16 protein-coding genes and 2 pseudogenes are annotated in these 19,790 nt (G+C 66.4%); 13 read left to right on the top strand and 5 right to left on the bottom strand.

The features are described 5' to 3' along the window. The first annotated feature begins 130 nt into the window (after positions 1–130). The 13 genes and pseudogenes from ndpH (at position 131) to ABFB10_RS22515 (ending at position 13,353) form a co-directional block, all read left to right on the top strand. Positions 131–880 carry a maleate isomerase gene (gene ndpH / locus ABFB10_RS22575; RefSeq protein WP_488175604.1) on the top strand — a complete coding sequence of 250 codons (750 nt, stop codon included), beginning with the start codon at positions 131–133 and terminating at the stop codon, positions 878–880. 10 nt (positions 881–890) lie between these two features. Beyond that, positions 891–1,676 carry an alpha/beta fold hydrolase gene (locus tag ABFB10_RS22570; protein ID WP_347168453.1) on the top strand — a complete coding sequence of 262 codons (786 nt, stop codon included), beginning with the start codon at positions 891–893 and terminating at the stop codon, positions 1,674–1,676. 23 nt (positions 1,677–1,699) lie between these two features. Continuing rightward, the gene (locus tag ABFB10_RS22565) at positions 1,700–2,731 is read left to right on the top strand and encodes a 2,5-dihydroxypyridine 5,6-dioxygenase NicX family protein (protein WP_347164919.1); all 1,032 of its coding nucleotides are present in this window, start codon (positions 1,700–1,702) and stop codon (positions 2,729–2,731) included. Between the two features lie 83 nt (positions 2,732–2,814). Further along, positions 2,815–3,440 (top strand): annotated as a pseudogene (locus tag ABFB10_RS22560) (isochorismatase family protein). Between the two features lie 51 nt (positions 3,441–3,491). Next, the gene (locus ABFB10_RS22555) at positions 3,492–4,502 is read left to right on the top strand and encodes a TRAP transporter substrate-binding protein (RefSeq protein ID WP_347168452.1); all 1,011 of its coding nucleotides are present in this window, start codon (positions 3,492–3,494) and stop codon (positions 4,500–4,502) included. An 86-nt stretch (positions 4,503–4,588) separates the two neighbouring features. Further along, positions 4,589–5,044 (top strand): TRAP transporter small permease, encoded by a 456-nt coding sequence (locus tag ABFB10_RS22550; RefSeq protein WP_347168451.1) that lies wholly within the window; start codon positions 4,589–4,591, stop codon positions 5,042–5,044. After that, entirely contained in the window at positions 5,041–6,324 is a 1,284-nt protein-coding gene (locus tag ABFB10_RS22545; protein ID WP_347168450.1) for a TRAP transporter large permease, read from the top strand. The genes ABFB10_RS22550 and ABFB10_RS22545 overlap by 4 nt, the downstream gene beginning before the upstream one ends. Positions 6,325–6,409: 85 nt before the next feature. Beyond that, entirely contained in the window at positions 6,410–7,237 is an 828-nt protein-coding gene (locus ABFB10_RS22540; protein ID WP_347168449.1) for an amidohydrolase family protein, read from the top strand. Further along, positions 7,237–7,398, top strand: coding sequence for a hypothetical protein (locus tag ABFB10_RS22535; RefSeq protein ID WP_347168448.1), 162 nt, complete (start codon positions 7,237–7,239; stop codon positions 7,396–7,398). The genes ABFB10_RS22540 and ABFB10_RS22535 overlap by 1 nt, the downstream gene beginning before the upstream one ends. Further along, positions 7,395–10,214: an FAD-dependent oxidoreductase gene (locus ABFB10_RS22530; protein WP_347168447.1), complete on the top strand. Its 2,820-nt coding sequence runs from the start codon at positions 7,395–7,397 to the stop codon at positions 10,212–10,214. The genes ABFB10_RS22535 and ABFB10_RS22530 overlap by 4 nt, the downstream gene beginning before the upstream one ends. A gap of 5 nt (positions 10,215–10,219) precedes the next feature. After that, a complete protein-coding gene (locus ABFB10_RS22525) occupies positions 10,220–10,744 on the top strand; it encodes an aromatic-ring-hydroxylating dioxygenase subunit beta (protein WP_347168620.1) in 525 nt (174 codons plus the stop codon). Between the two features lie 793 nt (positions 10,745–11,537). Continuing rightward, complete coding sequence (locus ABFB10_RS22520; protein WP_347168446.1) at positions 11,538–11,969, top strand: c-type cytochrome; 432 nt, start codon at positions 11,538–11,540, stop codon at positions 11,967–11,969. 1 nt (position 11,970) lies between these two features. Continuing rightward, complete coding sequence (locus ABFB10_RS22515) at positions 11,971–13,353, top strand: multicopper oxidase family protein (RefSeq protein ID WP_347168445.1); 1,383 nt, start codon at positions 11,971–11,973, stop codon at positions 13,351–13,353. Positions 13,354–13,957: 604 nt separating this feature from the next. On the opposite strand, the gene ABFB10_RS22510 is transcribed toward ABFB10_RS22515, so the two are convergent. The 5 genes and pseudogenes from ABFB10_RS22510 to ABFB10_RS22490 all read right to left on the bottom strand — a co-directional run bounded on the left by ABFB10_RS22510 (position 13,958) and on the right by ABFB10_RS22490 (position 19,768). Continuing rightward, a complete protein-coding gene (locus tag ABFB10_RS22510) occupies positions 13,958–14,815 on the bottom strand; it encodes a LysR family transcriptional regulator (protein WP_347168444.1) in 858 nt (285 codons plus the stop codon). Next, complete coding sequence (locus ABFB10_RS22505; protein ID WP_347168443.1) at positions 14,812–16,500, bottom strand: ABC transporter ATP-binding protein; 1,689 nt, start codon at positions 16,498–16,500, stop codon at positions 14,812–14,814. The genes ABFB10_RS22510 and ABFB10_RS22505 overlap by 4 nt, the downstream gene beginning before the upstream one ends. Before the next feature lie 7 nt (positions 16,501–16,507). Further along, a pseudogene (locus tag ABFB10_RS22500) lies at positions 16,508–17,323 on the bottom strand (ABC transporter permease); the annotation flags it as partial. Positions 17,324–17,354: 31 nt separating this feature from the next. Further along, positions 17,355–18,341 carry an ABC transporter permease gene (locus ABFB10_RS22495; protein ID WP_347168442.1) on the bottom strand — a complete coding sequence of 329 codons (987 nt, stop codon included), beginning with the start codon at positions 18,339–18,341 and terminating at the stop codon, positions 17,355–17,357. Between the two features lie 2 nt (positions 18,342–18,343). Further along, entirely contained in the window at positions 18,344–19,768 is a 1,425-nt protein-coding gene (locus tag ABFB10_RS22490; RefSeq protein WP_347168441.1) for an ABC transporter substrate-binding protein, read from the bottom strand. Positions 19,769–19,790: the final 22 nt, after the last annotated feature.

Genomic DNA, 19,790 nt, shown 5'->3' with positions numbered 1-19,790 from the left:
CGCCCGGGACGCCGGGCGGGCCAGACCAGGCCGGGAGGGGCAGGACCCTGTCCGGATAAAAAAGAAGTATACTGCACAAATACGCGTCCGATCGGGCAGTGCCCGTCACGGCGGCACAAAGGAGAAAGACATGACCAAGTATCGGATCGGCCAGATTGTGCCGTCTTCCAACATCACGATGGAGACGGAGATTCCGGCGCTTTTGCGTGCGCGAGAGGCGGTAGCGCCGGAGCGTTTCACGTTTCATTCGTCGCGGATGCGGATGAAGCATGTGACGCGGGAAGAGCTGGCGAAGATGGATGCGGACAGCGACCGCTGCGCGCTGGAGCTGTCGGACGCCGGGGTGGACGTGATGGGCTATGCCTGCCTGGTTGCGATCATGTCGATGGGGCATGGCTATCACTGCACCTCGCAGGAGCGGCTGCAGGGCGTGACCCGCGACAATGACGCGGAGGCGCCGGTTGTGACCTCCGCCGGGGCTCTGGTCGAGGGCATCAAGGCGATCGGTGCAAGGAAGGTCGCGGTGGTGGCGCCCTACATGAAGCCGCTGACCGAGATGGTGGTGGACTACATCCGCAACGAGGGCATCGAGGTGGTGACCTGGCGCGCGCTGGAGATCCAGGACAACCTGGCGGTGGCGGCGCATGACCCGATGAACCTGCCCGGCATCGTCGCGGAGATGGACACCTCGGAGGTCGATGCGGTGGTGCTCTCGGCCTGCGTGCAGATGCCCTCGCTGCCTGCGGTTTCGACGGTGGAGGCGCAGGTCGGCAAGCCGGTGCTGACCGCCGCCATCGCCACGACCTGGCAGATGCTCCGGGCGCTGGATCTCGACACGCGGGTTCCGGGCGGCGGCACGCTGCTCTCGGGCGCCTACTGAGGAGGGTGGCATGAGCTTCGGGTACAATATCCACGCCAATGGCATCCGCCAGCACCTGATCCGCTGGGACGGGCCGGAGGGCGCGCCGCAACTGCTGCTGATCCCGGGGATCACCTCGCCCGCGATCACCTGGGGCTTCGTCGCCGAACGGCTGGCCGAGCGCTTCGAGGTGCATGTGCTGGACGTGCGCGGGCGCGGCCTGTCGGAGACGGGCGACCTGGATTACACGCTGGATGCGCTGGCCGATGACGCCATCGCCATCGCCGGGACCATGGACCGTCCCGTGGTGATGGGCCATTCCATGGGCGCCCGGATCGCCATTCGCGCCAATGCCCGCGACCCCGAACCCTTTGCCGGTTTCCTGCTGGTCGACCCGCCGATGTCCGGGCCGGGCCGCCGCGCCTATCCGTCGCAATGGCCCTGGTACGGCGACAGCATCGTGATGGCGGCGCGCGGCTGTTCGACCGAGGAGATGCGGGCCTTCTGTCCGACCTGGAGCGACGAACAGGTCGCCCTGCGCGCGGAATGGCTGCATACCTGCCACTGGGGCGCGATCCGCATCGCCTTCGACGGGTTCCACACCGACGACATCCATCAGGACATCCCCGGGATCGCCAAGCCCGCGCGGCTGGTCATCGCGGGGGGCGCCACGGTGGTCGACGCGGTAGACCAGGCCGAGGTCGCGCAGCTGAACCCGGCCATCGAACAGCGCATCGTGGCCGGTGCCGGCCACATGATCCCCTGGGACAACCTCGAGGGCTTCCTCGGGGCGGTCATGGACTTCGACCTTCAATAAACCGGGAATAGGGAGGATCCGTCATGGATCATGCAAGCTTTACCGACATCTGCCTGCACCAGCTGAAGATGTCCGGGGTGCGCAAGGACGAGCGCCTGATCGTTCTGACCCAGGGCAATGACCGGCTGGACTATGCCGATGCCTTCATGGCGGCGGGCCGCATTCTGGGCGCCAACATGTACCACATGCGGCTGCCCGCGCCGCCCGTCGTCGGGTCCTGGGCGGTGGGTCAGACCGGCCTCGCGGCGATGCCCGAGGCGGTCGAGGCGCTGAAGAACTGCGACATGCTGATCGACTGCGTGTTCCTGCTGTTCAGCCCCGAACAGTTCGCCATCCAGGCCGCCGGGACGCGCATCCTGACCGCGGTCGAGCCGCCGGAGCTGCTGGCGCGGATGCTGCCCAGCCAGGAGCTGCGCGAGAAGGTCGAGATCGGGGCCGACTACCTGGCACGGGCCAAGGTCATGCGCATCACCTCGCCGCATGGCACCGATGTGACCTACAAGCTGAACACCTATCCCACCGTGGCCGAATACGCCTGCACCGACGAGCCCGGGCGCTGGGACCACTGGCCCTCGGGCTTCGTCTTCACCGGCGGCGACGACGACGGGGTGGACGGGCAGATCGTGGTGGCGCCGGGCGACGTGCTGCTGCCGCAGAACATGTATGTGCGCGACCCGATCACCTACACGATCGAGAAGGGCTGGATCACCGACATCCGCGGCGGGCTGGATGCGGAACTGGTCAAATCCTACATGGAGGGCTTCAACGATCCGCGCGGCCTGGGCATGAGCCACGTCGGCTGGGGCATGAACCGCGACGCGCATTGGCATGGCATGACCCCGGGCGAATTCCCCGGCGGCATGGGCATGGAGCCGCGCAGCTTCTACGGCAACGTGATGTTCTCGACCGGCCCCAACAACGAGCTGGGCGGGCCCAACGACACCGCCTGCCACCTCGATATCCCGATGCGCGGCTGCTCGCTGTTCCTCGATGACGAGCCGATCGTCATCGACGGCGATCTTGTCGTCAAGGAGATGCAGATCGCGCGCCGCTGAGCGCGGCCCCCCCAAAGCCAGCGCCGCCTCTGTCCGGGCCCGGGGTCCGGCGGGGCGGGCGCCCCATTTACGGAGGACAGGACATGTCCCAGCAACAGGTCTATGCCGAGGCCGGTTTCGGTACGTGCCGGTGCCGCGCGGCAGCCGCCCGGCCATCGTGGTGGTGGATTTCTCCTACGGATTCACCGACACCCAATACCCGACCGCCGCCGACATGTCGGCCCAGATCGCGGCGACCCGCCGGTTGACCGAGGCCGCCCGCGCCGCGGGTTTCCCGGTGATCTATACGGTCATCGCCTTCCAGCCACTGGAGCTTGCGACGCTGCCCTGGCTGAAGAAGGCCACGGGCATGGCCGCCCTGACGGTCGGGTCGCGGCTGGTCGAGATCGACGCCGCCACGGGCATCCGCCCGGACGACCCGGTGATCGTCAAGCACGGCGCCTCGGCCTTTCACGGCACCAATCTTGCGGGCCTGTTGACCGGCGCCGGGGTGGACACGGTGGTGGTCACCGGCGCCACCACCTCGGGCTGCGTGCGCGCCACCGCGGTGGATGCGGTGCAATCGGGCTTCACCGTGCTGGTCCCGGCGGATTGCTGCGCCGACCGAGCCCGCCCCCCACACGACGCCGCCCTCTATGACATCGACCAGAAATACGGCGACGTCACGGACGCAGACGACATCCTCGCCCGGCTTGAAAGCCTGGCGTGATCCCCCGGCCCCCGGGAGGGGGCCGCCCGCCAGATGGAACGGAGGAGACCGATGGCATTTCTTGACAGGATCGTGACCGGAGCGGCGCTGTGCCTGCTCGGCACCGGCATCGCCCAGGCGCAGGAAGTGACCCTGCGCATCGGCCATGTAGAGACCCCGCAGTCCACCACCCATGTCATGCTGGAGGCCATGGCAGAGGCGGTGGCGGCCGGGACCGATGGCACGCTGGCGCTGCAGATCTTTCCGCAGAGCCAGCTTGGCGGCCAGCGCGAGATGACCGAAGCGGTGCAGTTCGGTGCGCTGGATGCCACCGCCGGACCGGTCGCCTTCATGGGCGGGTTCAACCCGGTGGCCTCGATCATGGATATTCCCTTCCTCTATCCGGCGGATGCGGAGAAGGCGCAGGCGATCCGCGACGCCGGTTTCGCCGATGCCTTCTGCGAGAGCTTCAACGAGCTGGGCGTGACCTGCATCGGCCTTTATCCCAACGGGACCAAGCAGTTCACCTCGAACGCGCCGATCGCCCGACCGGAAGAGTTTTCGGGACAGACTTTCCGGGTGATGGAATCCATGGTGCTGGTCGAGGCCTTCCGGTCGCTCGGCGTCACCGCCGTGCCGATCCCCTTCGGCGAGCTCTACACCGCGCTTCAGACCGGCATCGTCGACGGCGAGGAAAACCCCCTCGACACGATTTACAACATGAAGTTCTTCGAGGTGCAGGAGCATCTGACCCTGTCCTGGCACGGGGCCATCGAGAACGTGATCCTGTTCAACCCCGCGGTCTGGTCGGGGCTCGAGGACAACCACCGGGCCGCCATCACCGCCGCCCTGGACGAGACCATCCCCGAAATGATCGCCCACAAGGCCGCCGCGGGAGAGGCCTCGCTGCGGAAGATCCGCGAGGCCGGGCTGACGGTGCACGAGCTGTCCGAGGACGAGCTGGCGCAGTTCCGGGCGGTGATGTTCCCGGCCGGTCGCGATGCCTACCTCGAGCGCGCCGGCGACAAGGGCCGGGCGATCTTCGAAGTCTACCGGGCGGCCTATGACAAGGTCATGAACTGACGCCGGGCCGGGACCCGTATCCAAAGGGGAAAGCCGCGATGCAACGATTGCTTTCAGGGGTCCGGCTGATCGAAAGGATCAGCGTCGTGACGCTCCTTCTGACAATGACGGTGCTGTTTGCCTTCAGCGTCCTGATCCGCCAGGTCGGCGGCCCGCTGGCGGCCTCGTTCGGCTGGATCGACGAGGTGGTGCGCAGCCTGAACATCTTCCTGGTGTTCCTTGCGGCAGGGCTGGCGCTGGAGCGTGGCAAGCAGGTCGCCGTCGATACATGGCGCGACCGGATCGCGCGCCGCAGCGGGCTTCCCCTGCGGCGCATCCTGGACGCGGTTGGCATCGTCTTCTGTCTCTACATGGCCTGGATCAGCGGAGGGATGGCAGCCTTTGTCTTCGGCTCGGGACAGGTCAGCGCAACGCTGGGGATCTCGACGGGCTGGCTTTATGTCGCGCCCTGTGCGGGCTTCGGGCTGCTGGCGCTGCGCTATGGCGCGAGCCTCGTGGGGGCGATCCAGCGCTTCGACGGAACCGGGGAGGCGGGCGAATGATCCTTGTCGCCGCCATCGGCGTTCTGGCCGCCGTCCTGCTGATCGCCGGGTTCGAGATGTTCATGGTGCTGGGCATTCCCGCGCTGGCCGTCAAGGCGGGCTTCTTCGCCAACCTGCCCGGCCTGATCCTGCCGCAGCGCATGACCGCGGGCATCAACCAGACACTGCTGCTGGCGATCCCCTTCTTCCTGTTCGCGGCCCAGCTGATGGGGCAGGGGCAGATCGCGACCCGCCTGACCGACGTGGTCCGGGCGCTTGTCGGGCATCTGCGGGGCGGGATCGGCTATACCACCATCGGCGGGGCCATGGGGTTCGGCTCTGTCTCGGGCTCGGCCCCTGCCACCGTCGCCGCCATGGGCAAGATCCTCTACCCCGAGCTCAGGCGGGTCGGATTCCGCGACCGCTTCGCGCTGGGGCTGATCGTGTCCTCGGCGGAAACCGCCTTGCTGATACCGCCGTCGATTACCCTGATTGTCTATGGCTGGATCACCGGCACCTCGATTGCCGCGCTGTTTGCCGCGGGGGTGGGCGTAGGCGTCATCCTTGGGCTGGCCTGCGCCGTGCTGACCATGATCGAGGCGCGGCGCTCGGGCGTTCGCGGCGATCCCCGCGCCGGGCTGGCCGAGATCGCCTCGACCATTCGGCGTGCGGGCTGGGCGCTGGGGATGCCGGTGCTGATCCTCGGCGGAATCTACAGCGGCCTGTTCACGCCCACCGAGGCGGCGGTCATGAGCGTGGTCTACGCGATCTTCGTCGAGATGCTCATCTATCGCAGCCTTGACCTGAAGACGCTGGCGAGGGTGGCCGAACAGGCGATTGTCCAGAATGCGGTGATCTTCCTGTTGCTGGCCATCGGCACGGCCCTGTCCTACTTCATCACGCTGGCCCAGATCCCCGCCACCCTCATCGGCTTTCTCGAAGAGATGCAGGTCGGGCCGGTGGTCTTCCTGATGATCGTGAACGTCGCCTTCATCATCGCCGGGATGTTCATCGACCCGAACTCGATCCAGCTGATGCTGGTCCCGGCGCTTTATCCGGTGGCCATGCATCTGGGTCTCGACCCGGTGCATTTCGGGATGATCGTGGCGGTCAACATCGCGCTTGGCATGGTCACGCCGCCCTTCGGGCTGGATCTTTTCGTGGCCTCGTCGACCTTGCAGAAACCGGTGACCGAGATCATCGCGGGCGTCTGGCCCTTCCTGGTCGTCAACCTCGTGGTGCTTCTGCTGATCACCTATGTGCCGGGGCTCTCGACGCTCATTCCCGACCTTCTGCTCTAGGAAAAAGCGCAGATCGGGCTTGCCTTAAACAAATGTACAGCATACTGCATAAATAACGGATCGCACCCGCGACAGGAGGAGAAACATGACCCCCAAGATCACTTTCGAAGAGCATTTCATGGCGCCCGGGTTCGAGCGGCATTCGGAAGCCTTCCTGAAGCTGATCCCGCGCGACCAGGCCGAGATCCTGACCCGCAGGTTGGGCGACTTCGACGGCGAACGGATCGAGACCATGGATCGCGGCAATATCGTGCGCAGCGTGCTGTCGCTGACCGGACCGGGCGCGCAGGGCGAAGCGCCCGCCACCGCGACCGAGGCCGCACAGCGGGCCAACGACTTTCTGGCCGAAAAGGTCGCGCAGCGCCCCGACCGCCTGTCGGGCCTTGCGGCGCTGCCGATGCACGACCCGGAGATTGCGGCAGAAGAGCTGCACCGCGCGGTTGCCGATCTGGGCTTTCTGGGCTGCCCGGTGAACGGCCATACTCAGGGCGTCTATTACGATGACCCGAAATACGATGCCTTCTGGGCCGAGCTTCAGCGTCTGAACGTGCCCTTCTACCTGCATCCGACCAACGCCTATGCCACACCCTATGTGCTGGAGGGCCAACCGGTCCTGCACGGCGCGGTCTGGGGCTGGGGCGTCGAGACCGGCAGCCATGCGCTGCGCCTGCTGTTCTCGGGCGTGTTCGACCGGTTCCCCAAGGTGAAGATCGTGCTGGGCCACATGGGCGAGGCGCTGCCCTTTCTGCGCTGGCGCTACGATTCTGCGCTTCGGGGCCTATCCGATGGGAACGCAGCTGGAGCTGGCCCCGTCGGCCTATTTCACCCGCAACATCGTGATGACCACCTCGGGGGTCTGCTCGCATGCCGCGCTTGCCGGGGCCACTGGGCGAGATGGGCGAGGACGGGGTGATGTTCTCGGTCGACTACCCCTACGAGGATTCCGACACGGCGGTCGCATTCATCGAGACCGCGCCGGTCGACGCGGCCACGCGCCGCAAGCTGTGCCACGACAACGCCGCGGCGCTGCTTGGCCTGCCGCAACTGGCCGAGAGCGCGGAGGCAACGGCATGAGCTGGCACGCCTCCATTCCGGCCGAAGAGGTACATGCCAAGGGCGCTGTCGGCGTCGAGGTGGACGGTCTCCGGCTCGGGCTCTATGCGCTCGACGGAGAGATCTTCTGCAACGGCAATATCTGCACGCATGCCTTTGCGATCCTGACCGACGGGCATGTGGTTGACGGCTGCATCGAATGCCCGCTGCACCAGGGGCTGTTCGACATCCGCTCCGGCAAGGCCATGGGGCCGCCGGTGGCCCGCGACATTCCCACCTATGCGGTCAAGGTCGAGGACGGCATCGTCTGGATCGACACCGAGGCCCGCGCGCCGGTCATCGATGCCACCCCGCAAAGGGCCGGGGTGTCGACCGCACCGAAGGATTTCCGCCGCATGGTGATTGTCGGTGCCGGGCAGGCCGGGGCCGAAACGGCCCGCGCCGCGCGGCGGCATGGCTTTGGCGGCCCCATCGTGATGCTGGGCGAAGAGGCGCATCCGCCTTATGAACGCCCGCCCCTGTCCAAGGACCTGCTGCTGGGGCGGACCCGGCTGAGCGACGCCCATGTCTTTGAAGCGGATGAGACCGAGCGCCTCGATATCGATCTGCGGCTGAGCACGCGGGTCGGCGGCATCGACCGCGAGGCCAAACAGGTGGTACTCGGGGATGGCGAGACGCTGGCCTACGACATGCTGGTGCTGGCCACCGGCGCGTCGGCCCGGCGCATTCCCTTCGAGGGGGCCGACAGGGTCGCCTTGCACTACCTGCGCGATGCCGGAGACAGCGAACGGCTGGGCGCGGCGTTGCAGAGGGCGGAAAGGGTGGCCGTGATCGGCGGCGGCTTCATCGGGCTTGAACTGGCCTCGGCGGCGCGGTCTCTGGGCAAGCAGGCCACGGTGATCGAGGCGCAGGACCGGCTGCTCAAGCGGCTTCTGCCGGAAGAGGCCGGACGCTTCCTGTCCTGGGTGGCCGAACAGAACGACGTGGCGCTGCATCTCGGCACCGGGGTCGGCTCGGTCTCGGACCGGGGTGTGACGCTGAGCGACGGCACGCTGGTCGAGGCCGATTGTATCATCGTCGGCGTCGGCGCCGTGCCCAATGACGACCTGGCCGCCAAGGCCGGCCTTGCCACGGCAGAGGCCGGGGGCATTGTCGTCAACGCGCGCAACCAGACCTCGGACTTCGCGATCTACGCGGTCGGCGACGTGGCGGTGGCGCGCCATGAGATCTCTGGCAGCGAAGCCCGGGTCGAAAGCTGGCAGAATGCCCAGCTTTCCGCCGATCGCGCGGCGCGCGCCATCTCTGGCCAGGTGCCGGGCGCTGACGACCTGCCCTGGTTCTGGTCGGATCTGTTCGGCGGCACCCTCCAGATCGTCGGCGCCCCCGCGCCCGATCTTCGCACGGTTCGCCGCGACGGCGAGGCCCCGGCCTTCTTCTGTCTCGACGACGAAAACCGCGTCGTCGCCTGTATCGACTTCGGTGACGCGGCCCTGCTGCGCGCCGCGCGCGGGCTGATCGCCGGCGCGATGCCGGTCGATCCCGCGCAGCTTTCCGATACCAACGTTGATCTTGCCACGCTCGAGGAGGATGAAATGAAAATGTTGCCGATCGAGAAGCGGTTCGTCTGGCCCGCTTCCGGCCTGGACCGTATTCCCGACTGGGTCTACACCAGCCAGGAAATCTATGACCGCGAAGTCGAGCGGATTTTCCGCGGCAAGACGTGGAACTATGTGGGGCTCGAAGCCGAGATCCCCGAAACCGGCGATTTCATCCGCTCCTATGTCGGGCCGACCTCGGTGGTGGTGGCGCGCGACGCCGAGGGCGGCGTCAACGTTTTCGAGAACCGCTGCGCCCATCGCGCCGCCGAGTTCTGCCGCAAGCTGCGCGGCAATGCCGAGGAATTCGTCTGCCCCTACCACGAATGGAGCTACGATCTGAAAGGCAACCTGGCCGGCGTGCCCTTCCGCCGCGGTGCCGACGGCAAGGGGGGTATGGGCCCGGACTTCCGTCCCGAGAACCACGGGCTGCGCAAGCTGAACGTGACCACCCGCAACGGTGCGATCTTCGCCTCGTTCCGCCAGGATGTGGAAAGCTTCGAGGACTACCTCGGCGAAGAGATGCTGACCGATTTCGACGTGGTCTTTTCCGGGCGCGAGCTGAAGGTGCTGGGCCACTATCGCCACACGCTGAACGGCAACTGGAAGCTTTACCCCGAAAACCTGAAGGATCCCTATCACGCCACTCTGCTGCACACGTTCCTTGTCACCTTCGGCCTGCTGGTTGCGGGCAACAAGTCTGCGATGATCGTCGACCCCAAGGGCTGCCACTCGACCATGGCCTCGGCCAAGAGCGACGGCGCGGTATCCGAGGACAACAAATCGCAGATGCGCGCCTATCGCGACGGCATGACGCTGGAAGACACCCGGCTGATGGACTTCCACCCCGAGTTCGACAGCCCCTGGTCGGTGACCATGCAGGTGATCTGGCCCGGCCTGATCGTGCAGCGCGAGATGAACACGCTGGGGGTGCGGCAGATCGTGCCGACCGGCCCGAATGAGTTCACCATGATCTGGACGATGTTCGGCTATGCCGACGATGACGAGGAAATGACCCGGCACCGCCTGCGCCAGGGCAACCTGATGGGCCCCGCGGGCTTTCTTGGGCTGGAAGACAACGAGGCGATCAAATTCGTCCAGGACGGGATGCTGGACACGGAAGAGGGCGCACACCTGGTGGCGCTGAATCCGGCGGTGCCGACCGGCACCTCGGATACGCTGATCTCGGAATCCGCGATCCGCTCGATGTATCAATACTGGCGCAAGGAGATGGGTCTGTGACTGTGATGGCCAATGTATTCGAAGCCGTGTCAGAGCGCGATACGCTCGCCGCGCGCCGCGCGGCGCGCCTGGCGGTGTCCGAATTCAACGCCGCCTATTGCGCGGTGCTGGACGACGGCGACCTGAAGGACTGGCCGCGCTTCTTCACCCAGGACGCGTTCTACAACATCACCAGTCGCGAGAACTTCGATGACGACCGACCGGTGGGCCTGGTCTATTGCGAAGGGCGCGGCATGATCTCGGATCGCGCGCTGGCAATCAGCGAGACCTCGATGTTCGGGCCGCGCTACCTGCGCCATTACATCACCAACGAGCGCGTCACTGGGATCGAAGAGGACGGTACGGTTTTGGCCGGATGCAATTACCAGCTTATCGAGACCCTGTCGGAGCTTCCCGAGGGCCGGTTGCATCAGGCCGGGCGCATGATCGACCGCTTCCGTCCGCAGGAGGACGGCAGCCTGCTCTTGGCATCACGGATTGCCGTCTACGACACGCTGCTGGTGCCGAACGCGCTGGTCCTGCCGGTCTGACGACGGCGCGGCCCGGTTCGCGGGTTTCCTCGACGACTGTAGAGACCCGGCCTGATGAACAGGGCCGGGTCTGCGAGGGAAATCGGCGGTCGGGCCGCAGGCGATGTGGTTCTGCCCGTCATGGCCGGAGACTGCCGCACAGGGGGCGCCATCGGGGATGCGGGGCATCCCTCGGGATATTTGCGCACCGCTGGGCCACGGGGCGGCTGGAAAGCGCCGCCATCTGCGCGCCTTGCTGCCGCTTTCCGTGGCGGCACGACCGGACTGGCGCGCCTGCAAATCCTTCGGCGGACGGGGTCATCGGCGCGTATTGCGTCGCCCTGCAGGCCTTCAGGGCGACCGAGCCGGGCATCGGGGGTGCAGGCTTGACTGTCCTGGCGAACCCCGGCGATATGGGCGCAATGAAGGAGGTCGCTTGCGTTTCGCCTGGCTCATCATTCTGCTTGCGGCGATTTTTGCCGGGCCGCTTCTGGCCCTGGCGGGAAGCCCTTCGCCCCTGACACATGACAGCGCCTGCTGCGAGACCCAGCCCGGGGAGCTGTCGCATTCCGAAGGGGTCTGCGCGCATGCCGCTGCCTGCTGTACCCAGGCCGAGGCCCCGTTGCTGCGTGACCGCTGCCGTCTACCGGCCATAGCCCTGGCCATGGGGCTCCCAGGGGCGACCTGCGGTCGCTCGCTCTGCACATCGACAGAGCCACCGCCCCCGCGCGCCTGACACGCCTGAAACTGCCGGGCACCTCCGGCATTCCAGCTGCAATGGCCGGTCAGAACGGCCTCACGTCAGGATTCCATCATGAAAACATACCTCATTACCGCCCTCGGTGCCCTCTGCGTCGGGGCCATCGGCTACGCCATCTGGCCGGAACCGTCCGAACCGGCTGAAGCCGCCGCGCCGCAGCGCGGGGCCGCAATGGTGACGGTGACGCCGCCGGACAGGCTGTCCGCGCAGGCCGAACTCGGCAAGCGCGGCTTTGACGCGGTCTGCGCCGCCTGCCACGGTGAGAACGCCGCCGGCAAGATGGGTTTCGGCCCGCCGCTGGTGCATGAAATCTACGAGCCGTCGCATCATGGCGACATGGCCTTTTTGGTCGCCGCGCAGCAGGGGGTACGGGCACACCACTGGACATTCGGGAACATGCCGCCGCAACCCGGGGTAACGCAGGGCGAAATGAAGGCGATCATTGCCTATATCCGAGAGTTGCAGCGTGCCAACGGGATCAACTGACATGAGCTTTACACGACGCGCCTTCTGCGCCGGACTTGCCGGGGTGCCGCTTGCACGGGCCGCATGGGCACAGGAGGAAGCACCCCGCCTGACGGCACGGGCGGCCACCGTCCAGCTTGCACCGGAGGGCTATCCGGCAACCGAGGTCTGGAGCTACGACGGCCAGATTCCGGGGCCGCAGATCCGCGCACCGCAGGGCAGCCGCCTCTCGCGGCGTCTGGTCAACGCGCTGGAGGTGCCGACGACGGTGCATTGGCACGGCATCCGCATCGACAATGCCATGGATGGCGTGGCCGGGCTGACGCAGGATGCCGTGCCGCCGGGCGGGCGCTTTGACTATGCCTTCGACCTGCCGGATGCCGGAACCTTCTGGTATCACGCACATACCAACTCGATGGAGCAGGTCGCGCGCGGCCTCTCCGGTGCGCTGATCGTCGAGGAAAGCACGCCGCCCGACGTCGACCGGGACGAGGTTCTGATGCTCGACGACTGGCTGCTGGACCCCGAGACGGGCCGCTTTGCCGGGGATTTCGAGTCTCCGATGATGCGCAGCCACGCGGGGCGCATGGGCAATCTGACGGGGATCAACGGCCGGTATGATTTCTCTCTCACGGCGCAGCAGAACGAGCGGCTGCGGCTTCGGCTGATCAATTCCGCCAATGCCCGGATCTTCGTGCTGCGGCTCGAGGGGATGACGGGCTGGACCGTGGCGCTCGACGGCATGCCGCTGGCCCGGCCCGAACCGGTGACTGCCGAGATCGTCCTCGCCCCGGCGCAGCGGGTCGACCTGATCGTAGATGTCACCGCCGAGCAGGGCGCCCCTGCGGCCCTGCTGAGCCATGCCGAGGATGACAGCTGGCAGGCGCTGGCCGAGGTGACGGTGACGGGCCGGAACAGCCGCGCGGCGCGCGGGGCCCCCGCGCCGCTGCCGCCGAACCCGCGCATGGAGGTGCCCGGCGTGACCGGGGCGCAGGTGCGCGCGATGCGGATGGAAGGGGGCGCGATGCGCGGCATGGCCTCGGGCCGGTTCGAGGGGCAGGACATGGACTTCCAGCAGCTGGTGCAGCGCGGACAGTTCTGGGCGCTGGCGGGGCAGGTGGGGCGCGGCGACGCGCCCTTTGCCCGCTATGCGCGTGGCGAGACGGCGCGGATCCGGCTGGCCAACGACACGGCCTTCCCGCATGCCATGCATCTGCACGGCATGCATTTCCGCAAGGTCCTGGCCAATGGTCGCCAGGGGCCGATGCACGACACGCTGCTGATCATGCCGCAGGACAGCGCGGAGATCGCCTTTGTCGCCGACAACCCCGGAAAATGGCTTCTGCATTGCCACATGCTCGGTCATGCGGCCTCGGGGATGACGAACTGGATCGAGGTGGCTTGACGCCCGCTTGCGAACCGCGAAACAAACCGGCGGCTTGGCAGGTTCGCCCCCGCCGCCGGTCACCGGGCGCGACAGTCCGATTTTGCCACGGCGATCGGTCATGCATGGGCAGGGTTTCCATCTGTCTTGCAGATTGCCCGGGTCAGTACCGCCGTCATCCCGGGCGCGGCAGGTCGGAGCCAGGATATTGATCGTGTTGATTGGGTTTTCTCCTTGGGCAATGCGGCAGCAGGCTGTGTCGCCGCGAAGACCCTTGGCCGCTGGCCGGGTGCTTGCCTTAGAAACCGCCTTGCGGGTGTCGCGGGTAAAGCAATGGCTGCCCCTGACACGACCGGCGCGGGGGACTGCCAGCCGGGCGGAATCATGTTCCATTTCGGAATGCCGGCCGTCACACGGCAAGACCGACGCGGTCAGGCCTCGACCGCGCCGCCGCTGCCGCCGAAGATCTGCCGCATCTGCGCGCCCATCGGGACCAGCCTGTCAGCGGCGACCGACGCGCGGCGCCGGTGCCCCGGGACATGGCGGCGAAACCGACGACAACCGGCCCATGACGGGCTTGGGCTGGGTCACGGGCCCGCCCCGGCCGCCTCGCCTTTCGCCCGGTCTAGATCCCCAGCTTCGGGTTCATCCGCTTCAGCGCCTGCACCGCCATATCCACCCGCTCGGGGTGGACCGCCTCGATTTGGCGGACCAGGTAGCAGGGCCGGGAAAGCTCGGGGGCATCTGCGACCCTGTGCAGCCGGCCCTCGGTCAGATGCTCTGCCACCATCAGCGAGGGCAGATAAGCGCAGCCATCGCCTTCCAGCAGATACTGCAGGGCAATCTCTCCATAGCCGATGTTGAACCGAGACATCTGCAATTGCGGCAGCTTGTCCAGATGTTCCTCACGATAGCCATAGCTCCAGTCGACATGCAGGTAATTCTGGTTGTCGCAGTCCGACAGGTTGCGTGGGATGGAGGAGACAAGGACCAGCGGGTCTACCGAGAGTTCGTCGATCCTCAGTCCGGGCAGCGCCCGGGGCATATGGGTGATCGCCAGGTCCAGCGCCCCCTGGCGGACATATTCGGTCAGCCGCTCGGAGTAATCGGCCTCGACCCGCAGCGTGAAGCCGGGATTGGCCTGCCGCATCGAGACCAGCCAGCCCGGCATGAAGTTCCGCCAGATCGTGATGTGGACGCCGATCCCGATGGACCCGTCATGCACGCTGCTTTGCCTGACTTCAGAGCGGCCCTGTTGCCACAGCTGCAGCATCGAGGCGGCATAGCGGTGGAATTGCAGCCCCGCTGCGGTCAGCGTCACGCCGGTTGGCCCGCGTTCGAACAGCCGGCAGTCCAGGCTGTCCTCCAGAACCTTTATGCGCGCGCTGACCGTCGATTGGGTGACGTGCATCTGTTCCGCGACCCGGCTGAAATTGCCGATGCGGGACAATTCCAGAAAGGTCCGGACGGCGTCGATGTTCATGAAGCTGCAGCCGGCTCGCTCAAAGTGGTATCGACCTCCAGTTTACGCTGCATCGCGGCCTCCAGCCAGCCGATTTCCATCTTCGGAACCGAGGCCAGCAGCCTGCGCGTGTAGTCATCCATCGGCGGTGCCAGCACCTGTTCCTTGGGGCCGAAGCGAACCACGCGCCCGCGATGCATCACCGCAACGTCGTCGGCGATGGCGCGCACCGTCTCGATGTCATGGGTGATGAAGAAGAGGGCAACGCCGGTCTCGTCCTGCAGGCGCCTCAGCAGGCGAAGGATATCCTCGGCCACCAGCGGATCGAGCGCCGAGGTGACCTCGTCGCAGATCATCAGATCGGGCTGGGCGGCCAGCGCCCGAGCGATGCAGATCCGCTGCTTTTGTCCACCCGACAACTCGGCGGGATAGCGGTCGAGATAGCTGTCGTCCAATTCGATGAGGCGCAGCAATTCCCGGACGCGGTCCTCCAGTGCCGTGCCGCGCAGTCCGAAGTAGAAGGTCAGCGGTAGACCGATGATGCGCCGGACCGTGTGGCGCGGATTGATGGCCGTGTCGGCCATCTGGTAGATCATCTGCAGGCGTCGATGAATGTCCTTGTTGCGGCTGGCCAGATCGAGCGGCAGAGTCTGCCCTCGGAACAGCACCTTGCCCCGGTTCGGCGGCAGCAGCCCCGTCACCACCCGCGCCAGCGTCGACTTGCCAGAGCCGGATTCGCCGACAATGGCCAGCGTGCGGCCCTTTTTCAGCGTCATCGACACGTCGCGCAGGACCTTCATCGCCCCGCCGCCATAGCCGGCGTCGACGTGATCGATCTGCAGGACCGGCGCATCGTCGGGCATGGGCCGGTCAGGGCTGACCCCGGCCCGGACCGACACCAGGGCCTTGGTGTAATCCTCGCGCGGGGCATTGATGATCTGGTCCGCGCTGCCATGTTCCACGGCCCGGCCATGGCGCAGGACCAGGATGTCATCGGCCATCTGCGCGACCACCGCCAGGTCGTGGGTGATGTACAAAGCCGCCGCACCCGCATGGCTGATCGCGCGCTTCATCGAGGCCAGAACCTCAAGCTGCGTGGTCACGTCCAGAGCGGTTGTCGGTTCGTCAAAGACGATCAGGTCGGGCTTCGGACACAGCGCCATCGCGGTCATGGCGCGCTGCAATTGCCCGCCTGACACCTGATGGGGAAAGCGCCTGCCAAAGGTCTCGGGGTCGGGCAGCTGCAGGTCCGCGAACAGCTGCACCGCGTATCGCAGCGCCTCGGCGCGGCGCATCAGGCCGTGGTTCAGCGCGGCCTCGATCACCTGATCCTCCAGGCGGATGCCGGGGTTGAACGCCGCCGCGGCGGATTGCGCGACATAGGTGACGCGGTGTCCGCGCAGCTTGCGCATGTCCTCGGCGCCATAGGTCAGGATATTGCGGCCATTCAGCCGCACCTCGCCGCCGATGATCCGGCAGGCGCCGCGCCCATAGCCCATGCTGGCAAGGCCGATGGTCGATTTGCCGGCGCCGGACTCGCCGATCAGGCCGAGAACCTTGCCCCGGTGCAGCGTGAAGTCGACACCGTGCACGATGGGCGTGTCGACCGGCTCGCCATTCGGGCCCGCGGACCGGACCGCGATCTGCAGGTTGCGGACGTCCAGCACCGGATGAATTTCGGTGATGTCGATCGGGTTCTGGATCATCAGTCACGCCCCCCTTGAGGCTGGATGTTCGGTTCAGCAAGCTGTCCACAACAAGGTTGACGCTGATCGTCAGCAGCGCGATGGCGCCGGCGGGCAGCAGGGCGGCGGGAATGCCGAAACCGATGCCAAGGCTGTTTTCGCGCACCATGCTGCCCCAGTCCGCATGCGGCGGCTGGATCCCCAGGCCGAGAAAGCTGAGGCTGCTGAGGAACAGGACTGCGAAGGCAAAGCGCAGACCCAGCTCCGCCATCAGCGGCGACAGCGCATTCGGAAGCACCTCGGCGAAGATAATCCAGGGCGTGCCCTCGCCGCGCAGCCGGGCGGCCTCGACATAGTCGTTCACGGCGATATCGACGGCAACGGCGCGCGACAGGCGGAACACCCGCGTGCTGTCCAGCAAAGCCATCACGAGGATGAGGTTCATGACCGTCACATCGAGCGTGGACAGGACCACCAGCGCAAAGATCAGCGTCGGGATCGACATCATCAGGTCGTTGAAGCGGCTGAGCGCCTGATCCGTCCACCCCTTCAGGGTCGCGGCGGCAAAACCGAGCAGCGATCCGAAAGAGAACGACAGCAGCGTCGCCAGGCCCGCCACGAAGAAGGTTGCCCGTGCGCCGTAGAGCATGCGGGACAGGAAGTCGCGTCCCAGCTGATCGGTGCCAAGCCAGAACTCGGACGAGATCGGCGCCCATGTCTCGCCGACGATCTCGTTCTCGCCATAGGGCGCGATCCATGGAGCGAAGACGGCGCCCAGCAGCATCAGCGTCAGGATGGCCGCACCGATCCGGGCGCCGCGACCGGATTTTCTCAAACTGTTCATGAGAACTCCTTTCAGATTTGGCCGGACCCGGTCACCGGGGGTGACGCAGGCGCGGGTTTGCGGCGACCGCCAGGATATCGGCGACCAGGTTCAGAAGGATGTAGGTCGCGGCGAAGATCAGCCCGACCGCCTGCACGACCGGCACGTCGCGCTTGGCCACGTGATCGACCAGCAGCTGTCCCATGCCGGGATAGACGAAGACGACCTCGACCACGACGACGCCGACGACCAGATAGGCCAGGTTCAGGATCACCACGGTGATGATCGGCGAGATGGCGTTGGGCAGGACGTGGCGCGTCAGGATACGGCTGCGCCTGAGCCCCTTGAGCTCTGCGGTCTCGACATAGGGGCTGGAGATCACGCTGATGAGCGCGGCGCGGGTCATCCGCATCATGTGCGCGATCACCACCAGCGCCAGCGTGACGCAGGGCAGGACCAGCGAGATCAGCCGCTCGCCAAGCCCCATGCCCCGGTAGACGATGGCGTCGGACGGAAGGAGACCCAGCCAGACCGAGAAGACCATGATCAGAATATAGCCGATGAAGTACTCCGGCAGGGAAATCGTGGTCAGGGTGCTGAGCGAGATCGTCCGGTCGATCCAGCTGTCGCGATAAAGAACCGCCAGAAGACCAAGGCCGATGGCGGTCGGAATCGAGACAAGCGCCGCCAGCCCGGCCAGCAGCATCGTGTTCGCAAACCGGCCCGAAATCATGCCGGCGATATCCTGTCCGCCGGACAGCGACGTGCCCAGATCGCCTTGCAGGATGCCCCCCAGCCACTCAAGGTATCGCTGGGGCGCGGGCCGGTCGAGACCGAGCTCCGCGCGCATGTTGGCCAGCGCCTCGGGCGTCGCGGATTGCCCCAGAATACTCTGCGCCACATCGCCGGGCAGCATCTCGACGCCGATGAAGATCAGCAGCGACATGGCCACCAGCAGGCCAAGGCTGATCGCCACGCGTTGCAGGATCAGGCGGATCATCGGGTTGCCGTGGTTCCGGCCCATGGAAACGGTGCTCATCGTCATGCCCTCAACCAGCAGCGGATCGGTGCGAAATAGTTCGACAGCGGCCCCGAGGTGTCCTTGGTGAAGCCTCCGACCCCGGTGGAAACGGCGTCGATGAAGTCGTTGAACATCGGGATGATCTCGCCGCCATCGTCGCGGACCATCAGCGCCATTTCCTCGAACAGCCGAAGCCGCTTCTGCGCGTCCAGCTCGACACGGGCAGCCAGCACCAACCGGTCGAACGCGGGGCGCGCCCAGTGGGTCTCGTTCCAGGGCAGGCCGCTCATGTAGGCGGTGGAATAGATGTGGTCCTGCAAGGGGCGCGAGGTCCAGTAGGACGCGAAGAAGGGCACCTTGGCCCAGACATCGCTCCAATAGCCATCCGAGGGCACGCGCTTGACCTCTAGGTCTATGCCCGCGCGCGCGGCCGAGGCCTTGTACAGCACCGCAGCATCGACGGCGCCGGCGAAGGCCGAATCCGAAACATGCAGGGTCACCGGACCCTGGTGCCCGGATTTCTCGAAATGGCTGCGGGCAAGGTCCGGATCGTACTGGCGCTGTGCGATCCCTTCGGGCGCCATCGGATAGGTCGCATTGACCGGATAGTCGTTTCCGACCGTGCCGTAGCCCTGCAGGATCCTGTCGACCAGCGCGCCGCGGTCGATGGCGTATTTCATCGCCAGCCGCAGGTCCGGGTTGTCGAAGGGAGCAATATCGGTCCGCATCGAAAAGGTGTAATGGCCGCCGCCCTGGGTGTTCTCGACCGACACCTTGCCGACGCGTTCGAGCAGCTTGGCGGTCTTGGGGTCGACCTGGTTGATCATGTGCACGCGACCGGATCGCAGGGCCGACAAGCGCGCCGTGTCATCGTTGATGATCAGCATCTCGATCCGGTCGACATGGCCCACGTCCTCGCGCCAGTGGCCGTCAACCTTCTCGCAGTCGTACTTGATGCCGGCCTCGACCGAGACGACGCGGTAGGGCCCGGTTCCGATCCCGGCATCGGGATCGTCGATGCCGCCGCCGGGCTGGATGATCAGGTGGTAGTCCGACAGCAGCAACGGCAGGTCGAGGTTGCCGGACTTGAGCGTGACGACCACCTTGCCCGGGCCGTCGGCGTCGACGCTTGCGATATCGCCCAGAGCGCCCAGGGCAGCCGACTGGCTTTTCTCGTCGGAATGCCGGCGCAGGGTCTTGACCACGTCGTCGGAGGTCATCGGCTGGCCGTTGTGGAAGGTCACGCCCTGGCGCAGGGTGAAGGTCCAGATCTTCGCGGTTTCATCCGTTTCCCACGATACAGCCAGAACCGGCACGGGGGATTTGTCGACCGGATGCGGTTCGACCAGCGTCTCGCCCCATGACTTGCCGAAGGTCGGCATGGCGTGGCCCGTCCAGGTGGCAGGGTCCAGGCGGTCGGTGACGCTGCCGGTTATGCCCAGCATGAGCCTGCCCCCCTTGACCGGC

This window comes from Ponticoccus litoralis (assembly GCF_039769985.1).
In the GTDB taxonomy this organism is placed as follows: domain Bacteria; phylum Pseudomonadota; class Alphaproteobacteria; order Rhodobacterales; family Rhodobacteraceae; genus Ponticoccus; species Ponticoccus litoralis.
This window is presented reverse-complemented; position numbering and strand designations above follow the sequence as displayed.

What these genes read in the sequence shown, in the direction of transcription:
- ABFB10_RS22515 (WP_347168445.1), top strand. Translation starts at nt 11,971, where the DNA reads ATGAGCTTTACACGACGCGCCTTCTGCGCCGGACTTGCCGGGGTGCCG.
- ABFB10_RS22545 (WP_347168450.1), top strand. Translation starts at nt 5,041, where the DNA reads ATGATCCTTGTCGCCGCCATCGGCGTTCTGGCCGCCGTCCTGCTGATC.
- ABFB10_RS22565 (WP_347164919.1), top strand. Translation starts at nt 1,700, where the DNA reads ATGGATCATGCAAGCTTTACCGACATCTGCCTGCACCAGCTGAAGATG.
- ABFB10_RS22495 (WP_347168442.1), bottom strand. Translation starts at nt 18,341, where the DNA reads ATGAGCACCGTTTCCATGGGCCGGAACCACGGCAACCCGATGATCCGC.
- ndpH (WP_488175604.1), top strand. Translation starts at nt 131, where the DNA reads ATGACCAAGTATCGGATCGGCCAGATTGTGCCGTCTTCCAACATCACG.
- ABFB10_RS22535 (WP_347168448.1), top strand. Translation starts at nt 7,237, where the DNA reads ATGTTCTCGGTCGACTACCCCTACGAGGATTCCGACACGGCGGTCGCA.
- ABFB10_RS22530 (WP_347168447.1), top strand. Translation starts at nt 7,395, where the DNA reads ATGAGCTGGCACGCCTCCATTCCGGCCGAAGAGGTACATGCCAAGGGC.
- ABFB10_RS22490 (WP_347168441.1), bottom strand. Translation starts at nt 19,768, where the DNA reads ATGCTGGGCATAACCGGCAGCGTCACCGACCGCCTGGACCCTGCCACC.
- ABFB10_RS22525 (WP_347168620.1), top strand. Translation starts at nt 10,220, where the DNA reads ATGGCCAATGTATTCGAAGCCGTGTCAGAGCGCGATACGCTCGCCGCG.
- ABFB10_RS22505 (WP_347168443.1), bottom strand. Translation starts at nt 16,500, where the DNA reads ATGATCCAGAACCCGATCGACATCACCGAAATTCATCCGGTGCTGGAC.
- ABFB10_RS22555 (WP_347168452.1), top strand. Translation starts at nt 3,492, where the DNA reads ATGGCATTTCTTGACAGGATCGTGACCGGAGCGGCGCTGTGCCTGCTC.
- ABFB10_RS22570 (WP_347168453.1), top strand. Translation starts at nt 891, where the DNA reads ATGAGCTTCGGGTACAATATCCACGCCAATGGCATCCGCCAGCACCTG.
- ABFB10_RS22540 (WP_347168449.1), top strand. Translation starts at nt 6,410, where the DNA reads ATGACCCCCAAGATCACTTTCGAAGAGCATTTCATGGCGCCCGGGTTC.
- ABFB10_RS22510 (WP_347168444.1), bottom strand. Translation starts at nt 14,815, where the DNA reads ATGAACATCGACGCCGTCCGGACCTTTCTGGAATTGTCCCGCATCGGC.
- ABFB10_RS22520 (WP_347168446.1), top strand. Translation starts at nt 11,538, where the DNA reads ATGAAAACATACCTCATTACCGCCCTCGGTGCCCTCTGCGTCGGGGCC.